Origin of the sequence: Mycetocola sp. (assembly GCF_046716805.1) — a bacterium.
Classification (GTDB): Bacteria; Actinomycetota; Actinomycetes; order Actinomycetales; family Microbacteriaceae; genus Mycetocola_A.
Map to the genome: position 1 here is coordinate 1 of NZ_JBKJWH010000165.1, position 17,656 is coordinate 17,656.

Genomic DNA, 17,656 nt, shown 5'->3' on the forward strand with positions numbered 1-17,656 from the left:
GCCCTGCCATGGCTGGCCGGCAGAGTCCGCGGAGTTAGTCGGATGCGACATCCAGCGCCTCAGCGAGCGTGAAGGCACCCGCGTAGAGCGCCTTGCCGACGATGGCACCCTCCAGACCGAGCGGAACGAGCGAGCGCAGCGCGACGAGGTCGTCGAGGCTGGACACGCCACCGGAGGCGACGACTGGGCGGTTCGTACGTGCCAGCACCTGACGGAGAAGATCCACGTTGGGGCCCTGCAGGGTGCCGTCCTTGGTCACGTCAGTGACCACGTATCGCGCGCAGCCGGCCTGCTCGAGCCGGTCGATGACCGTCCACAGGTCGCCGCCTTCACGGGTCCAGCCGCGTGCTGCGAGCGTCGTGCCGCGGACGTCGAGGCCGACAGCGACGGCCTCGCCGTACTGACCGATGACGTTGGCTGCCCACTCGGGGTTCTCGAGCGCTGCGGTGCCGAGGTTGATGCGCTTGGCTCCGGTGGCGAGTGCCGCCTCGAGCGATGCGTCGTCGCGGATGCCACCGGACAGCTCCACGTTCACACCGCGGACCTGCTTGATGACCTTGCGGATGACACCGGCATTGTTGCCGCGGTCGAAGGCTGCGTCAAGGTCGACAAGGTGGATCCACTCCGCGCCCTGAGCTGCCCAGTCGGCGGCGGCATCGACCGGGTCGCCGTAGTTGGTTTCGGTACCAGCTTCGCCCTGGGTCAGCCGAACGGCTTTTCCGTCGGCGACATCGACCGCGGGAAGCAGCACAAGCTTCGGGGTCGTGTTGAACTCACTCATTGTTGTCCTTGGTTTCGGGCGCGGCAGCAGTGTGCCGCATGGCGTTCGTCAGTCGGTTGTGAGGGTGCCGATCCAGTTCCTCAGAAGCCGGATGCCGGCCTCCCCCGACTTCTCGGGGTGGAACTGGGTGGCGGAAAGCGGGCCGTTCTCGACGGCGGCGATGAAACGGGTGCCGTGCTCAGACCAGGTCACGCGGGGCTCGGGGAGCGGGTGCGTCGCCTCGAGCGTCCAGTGCTGCGCCGCGTATGAGTGAACGAAGTAAAACCGTTCGTCGTGGAGTCCGGCGAAGAGTACGGACTGCTCCGGAGCCTCCACGGTGTTCCAGCCCATGTGCGGGAGCACCGGGGAGTCCAGTTCGGTGACGGCACCAGGCCACTCACCGAGACCTTCGGTATCGATGCCGCGTTCCACGCCGTGTTCGAAAAGGACCTGCATTCCGACGCAGATGCCGAGCACCTTGCGACCCCCGGCGAGGCGGCGGTCGATGATCTCGGCGATCCGGTTCTTGTTGAGCTGCTCCATCACCGCGCTGAACGCGCCGACGCCGGGCACGACGAGGCCGTCGGCTTCCAGCGCGCGCGCACGATTCCCGGTGAGCTCAACCGTTGCTCCTGCGGCTTCGAGCGCTTTGACGGCGGAGTGGACGTTGCCGCTTCCGTAGTCGAGGACGACGACGTTCGGTGAAAACTCTCCGGTCACAGCAAGCCCTTCGTCGAGGGGATCCCCGTCACTTCAGGGTCGAGAGCTTTCGCCTGCCGGAACGCGCGGGCGAAAGCCTTGAACTCTGCCTCGGCGATGTGGTGCGGGTCGCGGCCGCCGAGAACCCGCACGTGCACGGTGAGGGCTGCGTTGTACGTGATCGCCTCGAACACGTGGCGGATCATCGACCCGGTGAAGTGGCCACCGATCAGGTGGAACTCGAAACCGGCTGGCTCACCCGAGTGCACGAGGTACGGCCGGCCGGAGATGTCGACGACGGCCTGCACGAGGGCTTCGTCGAGGGGGACGAGGGCGTCACCATACCGGGAGATGCCCGACTTGGTACCGAGTGCCTCTCTGATCGCCTGGCCGAGCGCGATGCCGATGTCCTCCACGGTGTGGTGGACATCGATCTCGGTGTCACCCTTGGCTCGCACGGTGAGGTCGGTGAGCGAGTGCTTCGCGAACGCCGTCAGCAGGTGATCGTAGAACGGGACGGTCGTGTCGATGTCGCTCGTGCCCGTGCCGTCGAGGTTGATCGACAAGTCGATGCTGGATTCGCTCGTCTCGCGCTGGATGCGGGCGGTGCGCTGTGGCGTGCTCATGGTTTCGAGCCTATCGCGGCCATCGCCTCGAGGAACGCTGTCGTCTCCGCTTCCGTGCCTGCGGTGACGCGCAGCTGACCAGGGAGACCGATGTCGCGGATCAGGATGCCGCGCTCCAGCAAAGCCTCGAACAGTGCGTGCGGGTTCTCCACTCCCCCGAACAGCACAAAATTGCTGTGGCTGCGGTAGGTGTGGAAGCCGAGTCCGGTCAACCCTGCCGTGATCCGATCACGCTGGACGCGGATGTCGTCGACCATGGCGAGCATGGCGTCGCTGTGCGCGAGAGCAGCCGTCGCCGCCGCCTGGGTGAGGGCGGAGAGGTGGTACGGCAGCCGGACCAGGCGGAGGGCATCCGTCACCGCAGGATCCGCTGCGAGGTATCCGACCCGGATCCCGGCGAAGGCGAACGCCTTGCTCATGGTGCGGGAAATCAGTAGCCGCTCCCGTCCAGGAAGCAGTGTCAACGCACTCGGGATGTCGTGCGGCGCGAACTCGACGTACGCCTCGTCCACGACGACGACGCCGTCGGTCGCGTCATAGACCGCTTTGATCGTGTCGAGCGCGAGGGGCGTACCCGTTGGGTTGTTCGGTGAGCACAGGAACACGATGTCCGGCTGGGCCTTGGCCACCGCCGCCGCAGCCGTGGCCGGCGACAGCTCGTACTCTGCGTCTCGGTCCGCGGCGACCCAGGTGGTGCCCGTTCCGGAGGCGAGCAGCGAATACATCGAATAGGTGGGGGTGAAGCCGAGGAGTGTGCGTCCGGGGCCGCCGAAAGCCTGCAGCACCTGCTGGAGGACCTCGTTGGATCCGTTGGCCGCCCAGATGTTGTCGCGGCTGAGTCCGTGCCCGAGATACCCGGCGAGGCTGTCGCGTAGTCCGCTGAACTCGCGGTCGGGGTAACGGTTGGCACCGAGAACAGCAGTCGCGAGGGCGGCCACGATGTCGCGGGCGACGACCTCAGGGATGGGATGCGTGTTCTCGTTGACATTGAGCGCCACCGGGACGGTCTTCTGGGGAGCCCCGTAGGGCGTCTTGCCGCGAAGGTCGTCGCGGATGGGCAGGGACTCGAGAGAACTCACTCGGTAAGTTTACCGACGGCGGTCGCCGCCTCGGTTCGCGGAGCGAGGTGGAGGGCTCGTGGCCGCTTCAGTTGCCGGAGTACTGCGCAGGAATGGCGATGCGCTGCCCGGGCGAGACCGTTGAGGTGTCGAGCTGGTTGAGGCGCATGAGGTCGGCGATGACGTCACGAGGATCAGCGTCAGGGGCAACACTCGTCGCCAGCTGCCACAGCGACTGACCGGACTCGATCGTGGCGTACTCGAAGACGACGGAACTCGCGCTCGATGTGGCAACCGCCGGAAGTGCATTGACGCCCAGCCAGGCGGCCACCGCAACCAGCGGAGCGGCAGCCAGCGAGGTGAAGACCACACGGCCGCGGCGCGTGAGCCGAAGGCGACCGCTCGGCTGCTTCGACGAGACTGCGGGGCGTGGCGGCACAACGGGCGACGGCCGCATCGCCGCCTGGCGGGACGAGAGTGCCGGGCGGATCGGTGTGATGACTGCTGTGCTCATGGTGTGTCTCCTGCGTGCTGACGGTGCGGTGCGGTGCTTCGGAGTGTTCGTATCCGACTCCGGGGGAGCCCGATACGAAGCTGTGTTCCGAATATATATTCGATTGTTCGAACATTCAAGTAGGTGTTCGTACTTTTGCAAAATAATTTCCCGACACACTCGAACGAATGTTTGGCGCTGGGCGGTGCCGAGACTAGAGTTTTGCTACTGGTTGATACCCAACCAGCGACCACTGACATTGGCCGGCGCCGCCCGCCAGACGGGAGTGACATGACGCTCAACAAGAGGGATGCCGCTGGAACGGCTGGGTCCGCTGGCGCGAAACCCCAGCGGGTTCTCGCCGACAAGCCGACAACGAGGCGACGCAAGAGCCTCAGCGAGAAGCAGCTGTCGATCCTGGATGTGATCCAGCGCTCGGTGAGTTCTCGTGGGTACCCGCCGAGCATGCGCGAAATCGGCGACGCGGTCGGCCTCGCCTCCCTGTCCAGCGTCACGCACCAGCTGAACCAGCTTGAGCTGAGCGGCTACCTGCGCCGGGACCCGAACCGGCCTCGTGCGCTCGAAATCCTCATCGACCTGCCGTCGCCGTCATCCGAAGCCGATTTCGAGAACACGACACCGGTCGGTGACGCCGCCATGGTGCCGCTCGTCGGGCGGATCGCTGCCGGCGTGCCGATCACCGCCGACCAGCAGGTCGAAGAGGTCTTCCCACTCCCCCGCCAGCTCGTCGGCAAGGGCGACCTCTTCATGCTGAAGGTGTCGGGCGAATCGATGATCGACGCGGCGATCTGTGACGGCGACTGGGTGGTCGTCCGTCAGCAGCAGACCGCAGAAAACGGCGACATCGTCGCTGCCATGCTCGACGGTGAAGCGACCGTCAAGGTGTTCCGCCAGCGTGACGGCCACACCTGGCTTCTGCCTCGCAACTCGAGCTTCGAACCGATCCTCGGCGACGAAGCCGACGTGCTCGGCAAGATCGTGGCGGTGCTGCGCTCGGTCTGATCGAACCGATCAGGACTGCCGGGCGAACTCCGCGACCTGCGCGGCGAGTTCTTCCGACGCCATCGCGCGCACGTGGGTGCCTTCCTCGAGGTAGTCGAGGTGGTCGACGCGTCCGCGCCGGTGCAGCATCGAGATCACGTCGCCGCGGTCATACGGCACAAGCAGGTCGAGTTCGACGGAGGGGCTCGGCAGAAGGTCGCCGAGGGCGGCCAGAATTTCGTCGATGCCCTCGCCGGTTCGTGCCGAGGCGAAGATGGCGTTCGGCTCGAGGCCACGCAGCAGCAGACGGTCGTCTTCGTTCACGAGGTCACTCTTGTTGAAGACCACGAGTTCCGGGATGTTCCGGGCACCGACATCGCCGATGACGTCGCGGACAGTCATCAACTGGGCAGCAGGGTCGGGGTGCGATCCGTCGACGACGTGCACGATGACATCCGCTTCGCCGACTTCTTCCAGCGTCGACCGGAACGCTTCGACGAGCTGGTGCGGCAGGTTCCTGACGAAACCGACCGTGTCAGAGATCGTGTACAGCCGGCCGTCCTCGGTCTGGGTGCGGCGGACGGTCGCGTCGAGGGTGGCGAAGAGGGAGTTCTCGACGAGCACCCCGGCTTTGGTGATCCGGTTGAGAAGGCTCGACTTGCCGGCGTTCGTGTAGCCGGCGATGGCGACGGACGGAACCTCGAAGCGGTGGCGGTTGGCGCGCTTGGCTTCACGCGCGGGACCGAACCCCTTGATCTGCTTGCGGAGTTTCGCCATCCGGGTGTGAATGCGCCGGCGATCGAGTTCGATCTTCGTCTCACCTGGTCCGCGGGATCCCATGCCGGCTCCGGCTCCACCGACCTGGCCACCGGCCTGGCGGGACATCGAGTCACCCCAGCCGCGAAGCCGCGGCAGGAGGTACTCAAGCTGCGCGAGTTCGACCTGCGCCTTGCCCTCACGGCTCTTGGCGTGCTGGCTGAAGATGTCAAGGATGACGGCGGTGCGGTCGATGACCTTCACCTTCACAACATCCTCGAGGGCACGGCGCTGGCTGGGCGCCAGTTCTGTGTCGGCGATCACGGTGTCGGCGCCGAGGGAGGCGACGATCCCGCGCAGTTCCTCCGCCTTGCCTTTGCCGAGGTAGGTGCTGGGGTCGGGGGTCGGGCGGCGCTGGAGCATGCCGTCCAGCACCACGGCGCCGGCCGTCTCAGCGAGGGCGGCGAGCTCACGGATCGAGTTCTCGGCATCCTGCAGCGACCCTTGCGAGTAAATACCGATGAGCACGACGTTCTCGATGCGAAGCTGCCGGTATTCGACCTCGGTGACGTCTTCGAGCTCGGTCGACAGCCCCGCCACGCGTCGAAGCGCCTGGCGATCCTCGCGATCCAGTTGCTCGCCGTCGTGACCGCCGTCGCCGGCCGGGTCGAATGCGGTTCCGGTATCGAGCGCTTCGGCCTTTCCCGCGCCGAAGAGGGAGTACCCGGACGCGCGGGTTTCCGCGTTCCGAAGCACGCGGGTGACGGCGTCGTCGCCGTCTGGACGTTCTGAAGTATCGCTTGAAGCAGTCATCAAAGTTAACCCTAACGCGTACGGTCGAGTAACGTTCGGGTATGGCCAGCGATCATTATTTCACCGGGGTGCCTGGCACCGAACTCAAGCTGCGGACGGTCACAGTGCACCTCGCCGGCGCCGAGCGGGAACTGACCACGGCCAACGGCATCTTCAGCCCGGGCCGCATCGACCAGGGCACCCAGGTCCTCCTCAGCGAGACCCCCCGTCCCCCAGCGACAGGCAACATCCTCGACCTGGGCTGCGGTTGGGGGCCGATCGCATTCACCATCGCTTTCGCGTCGCCGGATGCCACGGTGTGGGCTGTCGACGTCAACGAACGCTCGCTCGAACTGGTGCGGGTCAACGCGGCGAAACTCGGCCTGACGAATGTGCGCGCCGTCCTCCCCGACCAGGTCCCTGCCGACCTCACCTTCGACTCGATCTGGTCGAACCCACCGATCCGGATCGGCAAGCAGGCGTTGCACGAGATGCTCCAGCAGTGGCTCCCCCGGCTCGCCCCCGGCTCGGACGCCTGGCTCGTCGTCCAGAAAAACCTTGGCGCGGACAGCCTGCACCGCTGGCTGCAGGAACAGCTTGCCGACGACTTCGATGTGACCCGTGAGGCGATCAGCAAGGGCTACCGCGTATTGCGTGCCGCCCGGCACGACGACTGAGGTCAGCCCAGTTCGAGGGTTCCGGTGTAGACGAGTTCTGCGGCGCCACTCAAGCCGACGTGCTCGCCGTCCTGGGTAGCGAACATCCGCACCCCGAGCGTGCCGCCCGGCACGTCGACCCGCCACTGATTCGGTGCTGCCGATCCGGCCCAGTGCCGGGTCGCCAGCGCTGCCGCGGCGACGCCGGTGCCACAGGAGAGTGTTTCACCGCTGCCGCGTTCGTGCACCCGCATGGTGATGCGGCCGACGCCGTCGGTGATCAGCGGGTCGTGCGGAACGACGAATTCGACGTTGGCGCCGTCGATGGGCTCCGGCTCGATCCGCGGCACGTAGCTGAGATCTGCCGACGCCAGTTCCGTCTCGTCGGCAAGGGCGACGACCACGTGCGGGTTTCCCACGTTGATCCCGAGCCCGGGGCGGGCCACCTTGAGTTCCTTGGCCCGCACCAGCGGCTCCCCACCGTCGAGCATCCACCGGCCCAGGTCGACCTGGAACCCGTTCGTGGACCTCTGAACGTCACGCACCCCGGCCCGCGTGCCGATCGGGAGGGTGTCGCCGGACTCCAGGGTCACGAGGCCCTGATCGAGCAGGTATCGGACGAAGACGCGGATGCCGTTGCCGCACATCTCCGCGATCGATCCGTCCGCGTTGTGGTAGTCCATGAACCACTCCGCGTTCTCGTCTTCAGCGAGGGCGGCCGCTCCGGCGTCGAGGTTCGCGGAGCGCACGGCGCGGATCACGCCGTCTGCTCCGACTCCGAAGTGCCGGTCGCAGATCGCTGTGATCTGTTCGGCGGTCAGCGGCTGGGCGCCGTCCGGGTCAGCGTAGAGGACGAAGTCATTGCCGGTGCCGTGACCCTTGGTGAACGGGAGCGTGAATGCCATGGGTCAAGTCTACGGTTCGCGCCGTTGTGCTTCGTGGCGAATCGACGCGCGCGGGGTCCGGCGGGTCAGCCGGTGACGGATGCCTCGGCGGCGTTCACGAGCGCGGGATCGTCGTAGTCCAGCCAGACGATGTCGGCGTAACGCCGGAACCAGCTCATTTGCCTGCGCGCGTACCTGCGGGTCAGCTGTTGCGTCTGCTCGATCGCCGCCGCCTCTGTTGCGGTGCCGGCGAGCTGCTGCAGGGCCTGGGCGTAGCCGATGGCCCTGGACGCTGTAACGCCGCGTTCCAGCCCCTGCGGCACGAGCTCGCGGACCTCGTCGAGGAGGCCGTCCCGCCACATCCCGCGGACACGTTCGTCGAGCCGGGCGACGAGTTCCTCGCGCGGGGCGCGGAGCCCGACGATCCGGGTGGGACGCCAGTACACCGGCTCCTCGGGCAGCATTCCGGCGACCGGCGACCCTGTGATCTCGGCCACCTCGAGCGCACGGACGAGGCGGCGGGTGTTCTGCGAACCGATTCTCGACGCGATGGCGGGATCGAGAGCGGCGAGACGGCGGTACAGGACACCGGCGCCCTCCGTTTCGAGTTCCGACTCGAGCCGGGCGCGGATCGCCTTGTCGGATGCCGGGAACTGGAAGTCGTAGAGCACGCTCGCGACGTAGAGGCCTGACCCTCCCACGAGGATCGGAGTTGCCCCACGGTCGACGATGTCCTCGACGGCGGCGCGAGCATCCGCCTGGTATTGCGCGACGGTCGATTCGGTGGTGACATCGAGCACGTCAAGCAGGTGGTGCGGGATGCCGCGACGGTCGGCCCGAGGGAGCTTGGCGGTGCCGATGTCCATGCCGCGGTACAGCTGCATGGCGTCTGCGTTGATGATTTCAGCGGGCGGACCTGCAGCGGCAAGACGCTCGGCCAGGTTGAGCGACAGTTCTGATTTGCCGGTGCCGGTCGGGCCGATGATGCAGATCACGTCGGCCGGTGCGGGATTCAGCGTTGACCGTCCAGCTGATCGTAGATCGGGGTGGTGGCGCCCGGGACGGATGCCGGCGGGCCGACCCTCAGCGACGGCAGCCCGAGCGAGACCCGGCCAGGTGTCGCAGCAGCCGTCGCCGGCACACCACACGACTCGGTCTGGGCTCGGTCCCAGGCGTCCCCCGCCGACGTGCGACGCACCCGGAGCGGCTGCCCGTCCGCGGTGTCAGCGATCAGGTAGAACGGGGCGGCCTGGCTGACGCGCACGGTGACGACGTCGCCCGGGCGTGGGATCTCGGACCCTGCGGGCACGTCGAAGTGCACGAGCCGGGAGTCCTCCGCGCGACCGGACATCCGGTGCGTGGCCGAGTCTTTCTTGCCCTCGCCGACGGCGACGAGCAGCTGCACCTCTCGGCCGACGACGGCCTGGTTCTCTTCGAGGCTGATCCGATCCTGCAGCGCTGTGAGGCGCTCATAGCGCTCCTGGACGGTCGCCTTGGGGACCTGGTCCGGCATGGTCGCGGCGGGAGTGCCCGGCCGAATGGAGTACTGGAAGGTGAAGGCTGTCGCGAAGCGGGCGGCTTCGACCACTCGAAGGGTCTCCTGGAAGTCCTCCTCGGTCTCCCCCGGGAAGCCGACGATGATGTCTGTGGAGATCGCCGCGTGCGGCATCCGTGCGCGCACCCGGTCGAGGATGCCGAGGAATTTCTCGCTGCGGTACGACCGCCGCATGGCCTTGAGTATCCGGTCGGACCCGGACTGCAACGGCATGTGCAACTGAGGCATCACATTGGCGGTCTCCGCCATGGCGTCGATCACATCGTCGGTGAACGCGGCAGGGTGCGGGCTGGTGAAGCGGATGCGCTCCAGTCCCCGGATCTCGCCAGCGGCGCGGAGGAGCTTGCTGAAAGCCTGCCGGTCTCCGAACTCGACGCCGTAGGAGTTGACGTTCTGGCCGAGGAGGGTGACCTCGATCGCCCCATCGTCGACGAGGGCCTGGATCTCGGCGAGGACTTCTCCTGGACGGCGGTCCTTCTCCTTGCCGCGGAGCGCCGGGACGATGCAGAAGGTGCAGGTGTTGTTGCAGCCGACCGAGATGGAGACCCAGCCGCTGTAGGTCGATTCGCGCTTGGTGGGCAGGGTTGAGGGGAAGGTTTCGAGGGAGTCGAGGATCTCGATCTGCGCCTCGTCGTTGTGGCGCGCGCGTTCGAGCAGGCTGGGCAGCGACCCCATGTTGTGGGTGCCGAACACCACGTCGACCCACGGCGCCTTCTCAAGGATGACGTTCTTGTCCTTCTGGGCGAGGCAACCGCCGACGGCGATCTGCATGCCCTGGTGACGCTTCTTCACGGATGCCAGATAGCCGAGGTTGCCGTACAGCTTGTTGTCCGCGTTCTCGCGGACGGCGCAGGTGTTGATGACGACGACGTCCGGTTCAACCCCGACGGCCTTGACGTACCCCGCGGCGTCGAGCGATCCGCCGAGCCGCTCGGAGTCGTGGCCGGTCATCTGGCAACCGTAGGTGCGGACGTCGTAGGTTCGTGCCCGCCCGGACCCGTCGAGAGCCGCGGCTGACGGCGTGATGACGGTGGGCGTTTCCTGCAGCGTGCTCATGATCGTCCCAGTCTACGTTCGCACGGCCGAACCGGGCGACGAATGCGGGTGTTCACGGGTGCCTCGGACACATGCCTCGACCGAACACGACCGGCTTGTGTCGGCCACGCTGGTGGCAGGCACAAGCCGGGTCGGGTCTGTGGTTGTTCTCGGAACTCAGCGGAACCGCACGGTCGACGATGCCGAGTTCGAACGCCCGGTGAGGAGCGGCGCGATGGCCTCACGGACGATGGTGCCCGGGTAGCCTCGGCGAGCGAGGAACCCAACCAGCCGCCGTTCGAGCGTTTGCTTGTCAAGCCCGGTCAGCTGTGATGCACGCTTCGCCGCGAGCTCGGTAGCCGCAGCGAGTTCATCACCGGAGTCGATGTCGTCGAGCACCTCATCGATGATCTCTCGGTCGATCGATCGGCCTGACATCGCCCGGGCGACGACCGACTTGCTCTGTCCTTTACGCTCGTACAATGCGTGCTTCAGCTGCTCGGCGAGTACCCGGTCGTCGACGTAGCCCAGATCGCGCAGGTGGTCGAGGACGGAGTTCGCCTGGTGGGCGGTCAGCCCTTCGCCCATGCCATATGACAGGATTTCGGACTCGCTGAGTGCACGCCGAGCGAGCTTCTTCACGAGCGCCGCCTCGACGGACTCCGGATCAACCTCCGGCGTCACCTCGGCGAACTCCCGGTGAGCTGTCGCTCCGGGCAGGTAGGACACCGTCGCGAGTTTGTCACCGCCTTCGGCAGCCGCGCTGTCGCTCGACTCGTCATCGGACGGGTCGTTCTCGTTCGGATCGATGAATCGGACCATGTGCCGCCCCTAGGCGCCGCGCCGGGCGGCGAGCTGGTCTGCTGCTGTCTTGGCGGCCGCGGTGGTCTTACCGGCCGGTGGTTCAGCGGCCTTCTCGGGTGCTGCGACGGCCCCACCGACGCCGAGCTTGACCTTGATCTTGTGCTCGATCTCGTTGGCGATATCGGGATTCGTCAGCAGGAAGTTCCGGGAGTTCTCCTTGCCCTGGCCCAGCTGTTCGCCGTCGTAGGTATACCAGGAGCCGGACTTCTTGACGATGAGGTGCTCGACACCGAAGTCGATGAGGCTGCCTTCACGGGAGATGCCGGTGCCGTAGAGGATGTCGAACTCGGCCTGCTTGAACGGCGGCGCCATCTTGTTCTTGACGACCTTGACGCGCGTGCGGTTTCCGACGGCATCCGTGCCATCTTTCAGCGTCTCGATCCGGCGGATGTCGAGTCGCACCGACGCGTAGAACTTCAGCGCCTTTCCACCAGCGGTGGTCTCCGGGCTGCCGAAGAACACACCGATCTTCTCGCGCAGCTGGTTGATGAAGATCATGGTGGTGTTCGTCTGGCTGAGCCCACCGGTGAGCTTGCGCAGTGCCTGGGACATGAGCCGGGCCTGGAGTCCGACGTGGGAGTCACCCATCTCACCCTCGATTTCGGCGCGGGGCACGAGCGCAGCCACCGAGTCGATCACGATGAGGTCGATCGACCCGGAGCGGACGAGCATGTCGGCGATCTCGAGCGCCTGCTCACCGGTGTCTGGCTGGGAGACGAGCAGCGCGTCGATGTCGACGCCGAGCTTCTTCGCGTACTCGGGATCGAGAGCGTGCTCCGCGTCGATGAACGCGGCGATGCCGCCGGCCTTCTGCGCGTTGGCGATGGCGTGGAGGGTCAGAGTGGTCTTACCGGAGGACTCAGGACCATAGATCTCAACGATCCGGCCGCGCGGGAGCCCTCCGACACCGAGAGCGACATCGAGCGCGATCGAGCCGGTGGGGATGACGGCGACAGGGGCACGCTCGTCGCTGCCGAGACGCATGACTGAACCTTTGCCGAACTGGCGGTCGATCTGTGCGAGGGCGGTCTCGAGGGACTTCTCGCGGTCTGCTGGTGATGGCATGTCATGCCTCTTTCTCTGTCGATATCGGTGCGCCTGTAGGCTGTCGCGCCCGGGAAAGTCCGGTGCTGTGACAAGGCTGGGAGCGGGATTCAGGAACGTTGTCGACTGTATTGTGCACCCCTGACATTGATGTCTGGGGGAGGAAATCAGTGGGCAAAACGATCCCAAAAGGCTCTTGTGAAGGAGCCTAACTCAAACCGAACAGATGTTCGAGAGCCGGGTGTCGGCGTGTCGAAGTCAATTTCGCCGAGAGTCGCTGGGAGCACGCTCAACAGGACAAACCGAACGACGTCGACGCTCAACCGGGGCAGGCGCGCGGTTTCCGACGGGACACCCTGTTGAGGGTGCGCACAACGCCGGGTGAGGGCGCAGCGCGGGCGCTAGGCGCGGGGAGGAGGGACGCCGGCTCCGTGGCGGCGCTCCTCAGGGACATCCGTTTCGCGGCAGATGGCGAGCCAGACGGTCCGGGGCGACACTCCTGCGGCCAGCGCCTCATTGGCGGTACGGCCGCCGAGCTCACGCAGCACGAGGTCGTTGGCGAGCACACGGCTGTAGGCGCCACCGAACTCGGTGGTCATCGCCGTTCTGAACTCGCTCAGTTTCACGGAGTCAAGCGTAACGGCCGTGCAGAGAACGAAATACCCCGAAGCACTTGTGCTTCGGGGTATTTCGGAAGGAGCGGCCTGTCAGCGAATCTTCACCGGCTGACGAGGTTGGCGTCCAGTTCTGCGACGAACGAGTCGGGGACGGTGTCGGGGATGGGTTCGATGTTTTCGAGTACCGCGAGGCGGTCTCCGACCTCGCGCATGATCACGGAGATGGGTGTTTCCAGCGCTTCGGCGACAGAGGCGAGGATTTCGCTCGATGCCTCTTTCTGTCCGCGCTCGACTTCGCTGAGGTAGCCGAGGGCCACGCTCGCCTTGCTTGCAACCTGGCGAAGAGTCCGCCCTTTTTGCAGCCGGAAGTCACGAAGCACGTCGCCGATTTCTTGACGAACAAGTATCATTTGACCCCTCCTTCTCTGCCGGTCAGTCTCACCGCCGGTAAGTCTGTGGATGGCTACTTTACTACACCGATCCATGCACAAACCCTAGTGTCGCTGACTGATCTTTTCTTGTGAGTCTGTTCGATGCAACGAAGGGATGTTTCCTGATATTCCGTCACTCAGGAACAGTTTTCGGATGCTCAGGAATCGCTCGTGACCGCACCGGTGATCCCGATGAGGTAGTCGATCGCCGCGGTAACGGTGTCACGTCGGATCGCGTCCCTGTCGCCGGTCAGGGTGAGGCCGAGAGAACGGGTGCCGCCGGCCATCGACAGCCCGAGGAACACGGTTCCCGGTTGCTTGCCGTCCTGCGGTTCAGGCCCGGCGACTCCGGTCGTCGAAATCCCGATGTCGGCGTCGCGCCCATCGACGCTGAGCACGCGACGCACTCCTGCCGCCATCTGCTCGGCGACGAGCGGGTGCACCGCTCCGTGTTCGGCGAGCAGTGCCGTGTCGACGCCGAGCACCGCCCCCTTCACAGCGGTCGCATACGCGACCACTCCCCCGCGCACGACAGCGGAGGCTCCGGCCGGTCGGATCAGTTCGGCCGCCAGCAGTCCGCCGGTCAGCGACTCGGCCACAACGACGGTCAGTCCGCGCGCGGTGAGGTGACGGATCAACGCGGCTGTCCGATCCGCCTCGCGCCCGCCAGCCACGCTCATGGCCGTCGAGATGCTTTCAACGCGGTGAGGACATAGTCGAGCCCGCTGGCGATGGTGAGGAGCACGGCGAGGGTCATGAGAACGCCGTTGACCCAGAAGATCCAGTCGCCGACCACGAGGTACAGCGGGGTGAGCGCGATGGAGATGGCGATCGCCTGCGCGAGGGTCTTGAGCTTGCCCATCCAGGCGGCGGCCACGACATGGTCCGTCGCCACGATCATCCGGTGCACGGTGATGCCGATCTCACGGACGAGGACGGCGATCGTCACCCACCAGGGCAGTTCGCCGAGGATGGACAGAGCAACGAGTGCACCCCCGGTGAGGATCTTGTCGGCGATGGGGTCGAGAAGCTTCCCCAGCTCGGTCACGAGGCCGTGCTTGCGGGCGATGGCACCGTCGATGCCGTCGGTGGCGATGGCGAGGATGAACAGTCCGGCTGCGGCCCAGCGGAGGGTGCCATCCGCCCCGTCGTCGGTCAGCAGCATCCAGATGAAGACCGGGGCGAGAAGGATGCGCACGACAGTGATGGCGTTCGGCACGTTCAGGTTGGCCGAGCGGGAGTGGGCGGCGCTGGGAAGAGCCATGATCTAGTCCTTGCCGGTGAGGTGCCAGGCGTCCTCGTCGGATTTGCCTTCCACCTCATCGTAACCGGCGAACTGTTCTTCGACCTTGTCCCCGTCGTAACGCTCGTCCGGCGCTGACTCCGGCGGGGCGAAGGCGGGACCGTCCTCCCCCTTGAGCTTCGCGAGAAGCCCTGGCAGTTGCTCGGCGGTCACGAGCACATCCCGCGCCTTCGACCCCTCTGATGGGCCGACGATCTCCCGGGACTCCATCAGGTCCATCAGGCGGCCGGCCTTCGCGAAACCGACCCGAAGCTTCCGCTGCAGCATCGATGTCGATCCGAACTGGGTGCCGACGACAAGCTCCGTTGCGGCGAGGAGAAGCTCGAGGTCGTCTCCGATGTCGGCGTCGACCTCTTTCCGCTCGGTGATCGCCGCAACGTCCTTGCGGTATTCGGGTCGCGCCTGCTGGGTGACGTGTTTGACGACCTTCTCGATCTCGGCTTCGGAGACCCAGGCACCCTGCACGCGGATGGCCTTGTTCGTTCCCATCGGCAGGAACAGCCCGTCGCCCTGCCCGATGAGCTTGTCGGCGCCGGGCTGGTCGAGGATGACACGGGAGTCGGTGACGCTGGTCACCGCGAAGGCGAGTCTCGACGGCACGTTCGCCTTGATCAGCCCGGTCACGACGTCGACCGACGGCCGCTGGGTGGCGAGGACGAGGTGGATGCCGGATGCTCGCGCGAGCTGCGTGATGCGGACGATCGAGTCCTCGACGTCACGGGGAGCGACCATCATCAGGTCGGCGAGCTCATCGACGACGACGAGGAGGTACGGGTACGGCTTGAGTCGGCGTTCGCTGCCTGCGGGGAGGACGATCTCATCGTTGACGACGGCCTTGTTGAAGTCGTCGATGTGGCGGAAACCGAAGCTGGCGAGGTCGTCGTACCGCATGTCCATCTCCTTCACCACCCACTGCAGCGCTTCGGCCGCTTTCTTCGGGTTGGTGATGATGGGGGTGATGAGGTGTGGCACCCCGGCGTACGACGTCAACTCGACGCGCTTGGGGTCGATCAGGACCATCCGCACGTCGCTCGGCTTGGCGCGCATGAGCAGGCTCGTGATCATCGAGTTGATGAAGCTCGACTTTCCGGAGCCGGTCGAACCGGCGACGAGGAGGTGGGGCATCTTCGCAAGGTTGGCGACGACGAATCCACCACCGACATCCTTGCCGACGCCGATGGTCATCGGGTGGACGCTCTTGGTGGCGTTCGCCGAGCGGAGGACGTCTCCGAGGGTGACGATTTCACGGTCGGTGTTCGGGATCTCGACGCCGATCGCGCTTTTGCCCGGGATCGGCGCGAGAATGCGGACCTCGTTGGAGGCGACGGCGTAGGCGATGTTGTTGGTCAGGGCGGTGATGCGCTCGACCTTGACTCCTGGGCCGACCTCGATCTCGTACTGGGTGACCGTCGGGCCGCGGGAGAACCCGGTGACCCTGGCGTCGACCTTGAACTGCTCGAGGACGCTGGTGACGGCCGCGACGACGACATCGTTCGCAGCCGACCGGGTCTTCGCCGGGTCACCTGCACCCAGGGTGGCGGCGGAGGGCAGGCGGTATGGTGCCGCCGGAGCCGCGGGGCGCGCCATCCGTTGCGGGCTGGTGTCGTCCATCAGGCCGAGGCCTTCCATGCCGGGCAGCGCCTCGGTCTGGCCGTCCGGACCGTCATCGTGCAGCCCGGACGTCGGGGAGCCCTCGAAGGTGCCGAGTGCGGCTTCCGCCGCCGAGAGGTCGCCGATGATCTCGGTCATCGCTTCATCGTCGTCCTCGATCGGGTTGCCGAACATGTCGAGGTCCTGGCCTTCGAGGGCGGAGTCGAACTCCCCGTTCCCGCGACTCGGGCCGCCGAGGAGCTGGGTGACGTCGTCGGTCTCGAGCGGGGAGTCGAATGCCGGGTCGATCTCACGCTGGCTCTTGTTGCGTCGCCACCAGGGCAGCGAGTCGTCGGACTCCTCGTCGTCGCCGTCGACGCCGTCCAGTTCGACCTGCTTCGTCCGTTCGAGCCTGGCCGCCTCGCGTTCTTCCTCAGAAGGAAGTTCGGTGCCGAAGGTCCACGCGTAGAGCTCGCGGAGCCGACTGCCGACCTTGTTCGGCGGCGTCTTGGTGATGATGAACAGGCTGAGCAGGAGCAGGAGGGAAAGGACGATGGCGGCGCCGACCTGGGTGATCAGGGCGACCAGAGGGGCTCCGACGATCCAGCCGACGAGTCCGCCGGCGACCGCGAGGGCGGGCATCCCCTCACTGGGGCTTGGCTGGCCGCCGAAGGCATGGCACAGCCCGGCGGTAGCGACGAGCGCCAGGATGAGGCCGATCCCGATCCTGCCGTTGTCGTTGACAGAGCTCGGGTGGCGGAACAGCCAGATGGCCAGCAGCAGCATGACGACGGGGAGTGCGAACGCGAGTCGACCGAAGATACCGCCGAAGGTGAAGGCGTTGAGGTTCTGGGCGAGATCGTTGTTGACGCCGAACCACTGCACCGCCATGCCGACGACAGCGAGCAGGAGGATGAGAAAAGGGACGCCGTCGCGGCGTTCTTCCTTGGCGAATCGTTCGGGGCCGAAGGCGCGGGCGGTGCCGCCGGCGAGGTGGGCGAGTCCCATCCACATCTTGACGAAGACGTTCTCGGTCGACTCGGCGGGGTACGCAACCGTCTTGGCGGTCGGAAGTTTGGTGGTTTTGGCCGTCGCGTTCTTCGCAGGCGCTGCCTTCGCCGGCGCTGCCTTCGCGGGCGCCTTGCCGGTGCTCGCTGATCCACCGCGTGCCGGCGTGCTCCGACCGCGGCTGGACGATTTGCTGGTCGTAGCCATGGTTCCACGGTACTTCTCCGAGGGTGCTTTGCCCCGCATTGACGCGGGCCTGTCCCATCCGCCGCCCGGGCCTGCGCGAGCACTGCGGCGAGAAGCGCACGCTGCCCGTCGCCTCACGGAGAATGAACCGGTCCAGGAACGGATGCTACGTGACCCGTGTTTCCGCCGGGTAACACCGTCGGCGCGCTAATACCGGATGGCGTCGATGACCTTCACCCTGACGGCGATGACGGCGGGGATCAAACCGGCGAGAGCGCCGACCACAGTGGCGACGAC

General features: G+C 66.2%; 18 protein-coding genes. 2 read left to right on the top strand and 16 right to left on the bottom strand.

What is annotated here, in order from left to right:
• Positions 1-34: 34 nt before the first annotated feature.
• From priA to ACLQ62_RS13470, 5 genes are all read right to left on the bottom strand, one after another.
• Positions 35-781 carry a bifunctional 1-(5-phosphoribosyl)-5-((5-phosphoribosylamino)methylideneamino)imidazole-4-carboxamide isomerase/phosphoribosylanthranilate isomerase PriA gene (gene priA, locus ACLQ62_RS13450; protein WP_411722144.1) on the bottom strand — a complete coding sequence of 249 codons (747 nt, stop codon included), beginning with the start codon at positions 779-781 and terminating at the stop codon, positions 35-37.
• A 48-nt stretch (positions 782-829) separates the two neighbouring features.
• Entirely contained in the window at positions 830-1,480 is a 651-nt protein-coding gene (gene hisH / locus ACLQ62_RS13455; protein WP_411722145.1) for an imidazole glycerol phosphate synthase subunit HisH, read from the bottom strand.
• Positions 1,477-2,085, bottom strand: coding sequence for an imidazoleglycerol-phosphate dehydratase HisB (gene hisB, locus ACLQ62_RS13460; RefSeq protein WP_411722146.1), 609 nt, complete (start codon positions 2,083-2,085; stop codon positions 1,477-1,479). The genes hisH and hisB overlap by 4 nt, the downstream gene beginning before the upstream one ends.
• Positions 2,082-3,164 (bottom strand): histidinol-phosphate transaminase, encoded by a 1,083-nt coding sequence (locus ACLQ62_RS13465; protein ID WP_411722147.1) that lies wholly within the window; start codon positions 3,162-3,164, stop codon positions 2,082-2,084. The genes hisB and ACLQ62_RS13465 overlap by 4 nt, the downstream gene beginning before the upstream one ends.
• A gap of 67 nt (positions 3,165-3,231) precedes the next feature.
• Positions 3,232-3,657, bottom strand: coding sequence for a LysM peptidoglycan-binding domain-containing protein (locus ACLQ62_RS13470; RefSeq protein ID WP_411722148.1), 426 nt, complete (start codon positions 3,655-3,657; stop codon positions 3,232-3,234).
• 270 nt (positions 3,658-3,927) lie between these two features.
• On the opposite strand from ACLQ62_RS13470, the gene lexA reads away from it, so the two are divergent.
• Positions 3,928-4,659 carry a transcriptional repressor LexA gene (lexA, locus tag ACLQ62_RS13475; protein WP_411722149.1) on the top strand — a complete coding sequence of 244 codons (732 nt, stop codon included), beginning with the start codon at positions 3,928-3,930 and terminating at the stop codon, positions 4,657-4,659.
• Positions 4,660-4,668: 9 nt separating this feature from the next.
• On the opposite strand, the gene hflX is transcribed toward lexA, so the two are convergent.
• A complete protein-coding gene (hflX, locus tag ACLQ62_RS13480) occupies positions 4,669-6,207 on the bottom strand; it encodes a GTPase HflX (protein WP_411722150.1) in 1,539 nt (512 codons plus the stop codon).
• Between the two features lie 41 nt (positions 6,208-6,248).
• Here hflX and ACLQ62_RS13485 point away from each other — a divergent pair, with 41 nt between their 5' ends.
• Positions 6,249-6,863, top strand: coding sequence for a class I SAM-dependent methyltransferase (locus ACLQ62_RS13485; protein ID WP_411722151.1), 615 nt, complete (start codon positions 6,249-6,251; stop codon positions 6,861-6,863).
• Between the two features lie 2 nt (positions 6,864-6,865).
• On the opposite strand, the gene dapF is transcribed toward ACLQ62_RS13485, so the two are convergent.
• The 10 genes from dapF to ACLQ62_RS13535 form a co-directional block, all read right to left on the bottom strand.
• Positions 6,866-7,747, bottom strand: coding sequence for a diaminopimelate epimerase (dapF, locus tag ACLQ62_RS13490; protein WP_411722152.1), 882 nt, complete (start codon positions 7,745-7,747; stop codon positions 6,866-6,868).
• 65 nt (positions 7,748-7,812) lie between these two features.
• Positions 7,813-8,721 carry a tRNA (adenosine(37)-N6)-dimethylallyltransferase MiaA gene (gene miaA / locus ACLQ62_RS13495; RefSeq protein WP_411722153.1) on the bottom strand — a complete coding sequence of 303 codons (909 nt, stop codon included), beginning with the start codon at positions 8,719-8,721 and terminating at the stop codon, positions 7,813-7,815.
• 17 nt (positions 8,722-8,738) lie between these two features.
• Positions 8,739-10,337 carry a tRNA (N6-isopentenyl adenosine(37)-C2)-methylthiotransferase MiaB gene (miaB, locus tag ACLQ62_RS13500; RefSeq protein WP_411722154.1) on the bottom strand — a complete coding sequence of 533 codons (1,599 nt, stop codon included), beginning with the start codon at positions 10,335-10,337 and terminating at the stop codon, positions 8,739-8,741.
• A 156-nt stretch (positions 10,338-10,493) separates the two neighbouring features.
• Positions 10,494-11,138: a regulatory protein RecX gene (locus ACLQ62_RS13505; RefSeq protein ID WP_411722155.1), complete on the bottom strand. Its 645-nt coding sequence runs from the start codon at positions 11,136-11,138 to the stop codon at positions 10,494-10,496.
• 9 nt (positions 11,139-11,147) lie between these two features.
• Positions 11,148-12,245, bottom strand: a complete 1,098-nt coding sequence (gene recA, locus ACLQ62_RS13510; protein WP_411722156.1) for a recombinase RecA — start codon at positions 12,243-12,245, stop codon at positions 11,148-11,150.
• 380 nt (positions 12,246-12,625) lie between these two features.
• Positions 12,626-12,850 carry a DUF3046 domain-containing protein gene (locus tag ACLQ62_RS13515; RefSeq protein ID WP_411722157.1) on the bottom strand — a complete coding sequence of 75 codons (225 nt, stop codon included), beginning with the start codon at positions 12,848-12,850 and terminating at the stop codon, positions 12,626-12,628.
• Positions 12,851-12,942: 92 nt separating this feature from the next.
• Positions 12,943-13,251 (bottom strand): helix-turn-helix domain-containing protein, encoded by a 309-nt coding sequence (locus ACLQ62_RS13520; RefSeq protein WP_297359156.1) that lies wholly within the window; start codon positions 13,249-13,251, stop codon positions 12,943-12,945.
• 179 nt (positions 13,252-13,430) lie between these two features.
• Positions 13,431-13,952: a CinA family protein gene (locus ACLQ62_RS13525; RefSeq protein ID WP_411722158.1), complete on the bottom strand. Its 522-nt coding sequence runs from the start codon at positions 13,950-13,952 to the stop codon at positions 13,431-13,433.
• Complete coding sequence (gene pgsA / locus ACLQ62_RS13530) at positions 13,949-14,536, bottom strand: CDP-diacylglycerol--glycerol-3-phosphate 3-phosphatidyltransferase (RefSeq protein ID WP_411722159.1); 588 nt, start codon at positions 14,534-14,536, stop codon at positions 13,949-13,951. Before pgsA ends, ACLQ62_RS13525 begins: the two co-directional genes overlap by 4 nt.
• A gap of 3 nt (positions 14,537-14,539) precedes the next feature.
• Positions 14,540-17,380 carry a DNA translocase FtsK 4TM domain-containing protein gene (locus ACLQ62_RS13535; protein ID WP_411722160.1) on the bottom strand — a complete coding sequence of 947 codons (2,841 nt, stop codon included), beginning with the start codon at positions 17,378-17,380 and terminating at the stop codon, positions 14,540-14,542.
• Between the last annotated feature and the right edge of the window lie 276 nt (positions 17,381-17,656).

What these genes read in the sequence shown, in the direction of transcription:
- priA (WP_411722144.1), bottom strand. Translation starts at nt 781, where the DNA reads ATGAGTGAGTTCAACACGACCCCGAAGCTTGTGCTGCTTCCCGCGGTC.
- hisB (WP_411722146.1), bottom strand. Translation starts at nt 2,085, where the DNA reads ATGAGCACGCCACAGCGCACCGCCCGCATCCAGCGCGAGACGAGCGAA.
- ACLQ62_RS13470 (WP_411722148.1), bottom strand. Translation starts at nt 3,657, where the DNA reads ATGAGCACAGCAGTCATCACACCGATCCGCCCGGCACTCTCGTCCCGC.
- lexA (WP_411722149.1), top strand. Translation starts at nt 3,928, where the DNA reads ATGACGCTCAACAAGAGGGATGCCGCTGGAACGGCTGGGTCCGCTGGC.
- hflX (WP_411722150.1), bottom strand. Translation starts at nt 6,207, where the DNA reads ATGACTGCTTCAAGCGATACTTCAGAACGTCCAGACGGCGACGACGCC.
- ACLQ62_RS13485 (WP_411722151.1), top strand. Translation starts at nt 6,249, where the DNA reads ATGGCCAGCGATCATTATTTCACCGGGGTGCCTGGCACCGAACTCAAG.
- dapF (WP_411722152.1), bottom strand. Translation starts at nt 7,747, where the DNA reads ATGGCATTCACGCTCCCGTTCACCAAGGGTCACGGCACCGGCAATGAC.
- miaB (WP_411722154.1), bottom strand. Translation starts at nt 10,337, where the DNA reads ATGAGCACGCTGCAGGAAACGCCCACCGTCATCACGCCGTCAGCCGCG.
- ACLQ62_RS13505 (WP_411722155.1), bottom strand. Translation starts at nt 11,138, where the DNA reads ATGGTCCGATTCATCGATCCGAACGAGAACGACCCGTCCGATGACGAG.
- recA (WP_411722156.1), bottom strand. Translation starts at nt 12,245, where the DNA reads ATGCCATCACCAGCAGACCGCGAGAAGTCCCTCGAGACCGCCCTCGCA.
- ACLQ62_RS13520 (WP_297359156.1), bottom strand. Translation starts at nt 13,251, where the DNA reads ATGATACTTGTTCGTCAAGAAATCGGCGACGTGCTTCGTGACTTCCGG.
- ACLQ62_RS13525 (WP_411722158.1), bottom strand. Translation starts at nt 13,952, where the DNA reads ATGAGCGTGGCTGGCGGGCGCGAGGCGGATCGGACAGCCGCGTTGATC.
- pgsA (WP_411722159.1), bottom strand. Translation starts at nt 14,536, where the DNA reads ATGGCTCTTCCCAGCGCCGCCCACTCCCGCTCGGCCAACCTGAACGTG.
- ACLQ62_RS13535 (WP_411722160.1), bottom strand. Translation starts at nt 17,380, where the DNA reads ATGGCTACGACCAGCAAATCGTCCAGCCGCGGTCGGAGCACGCCGGCA.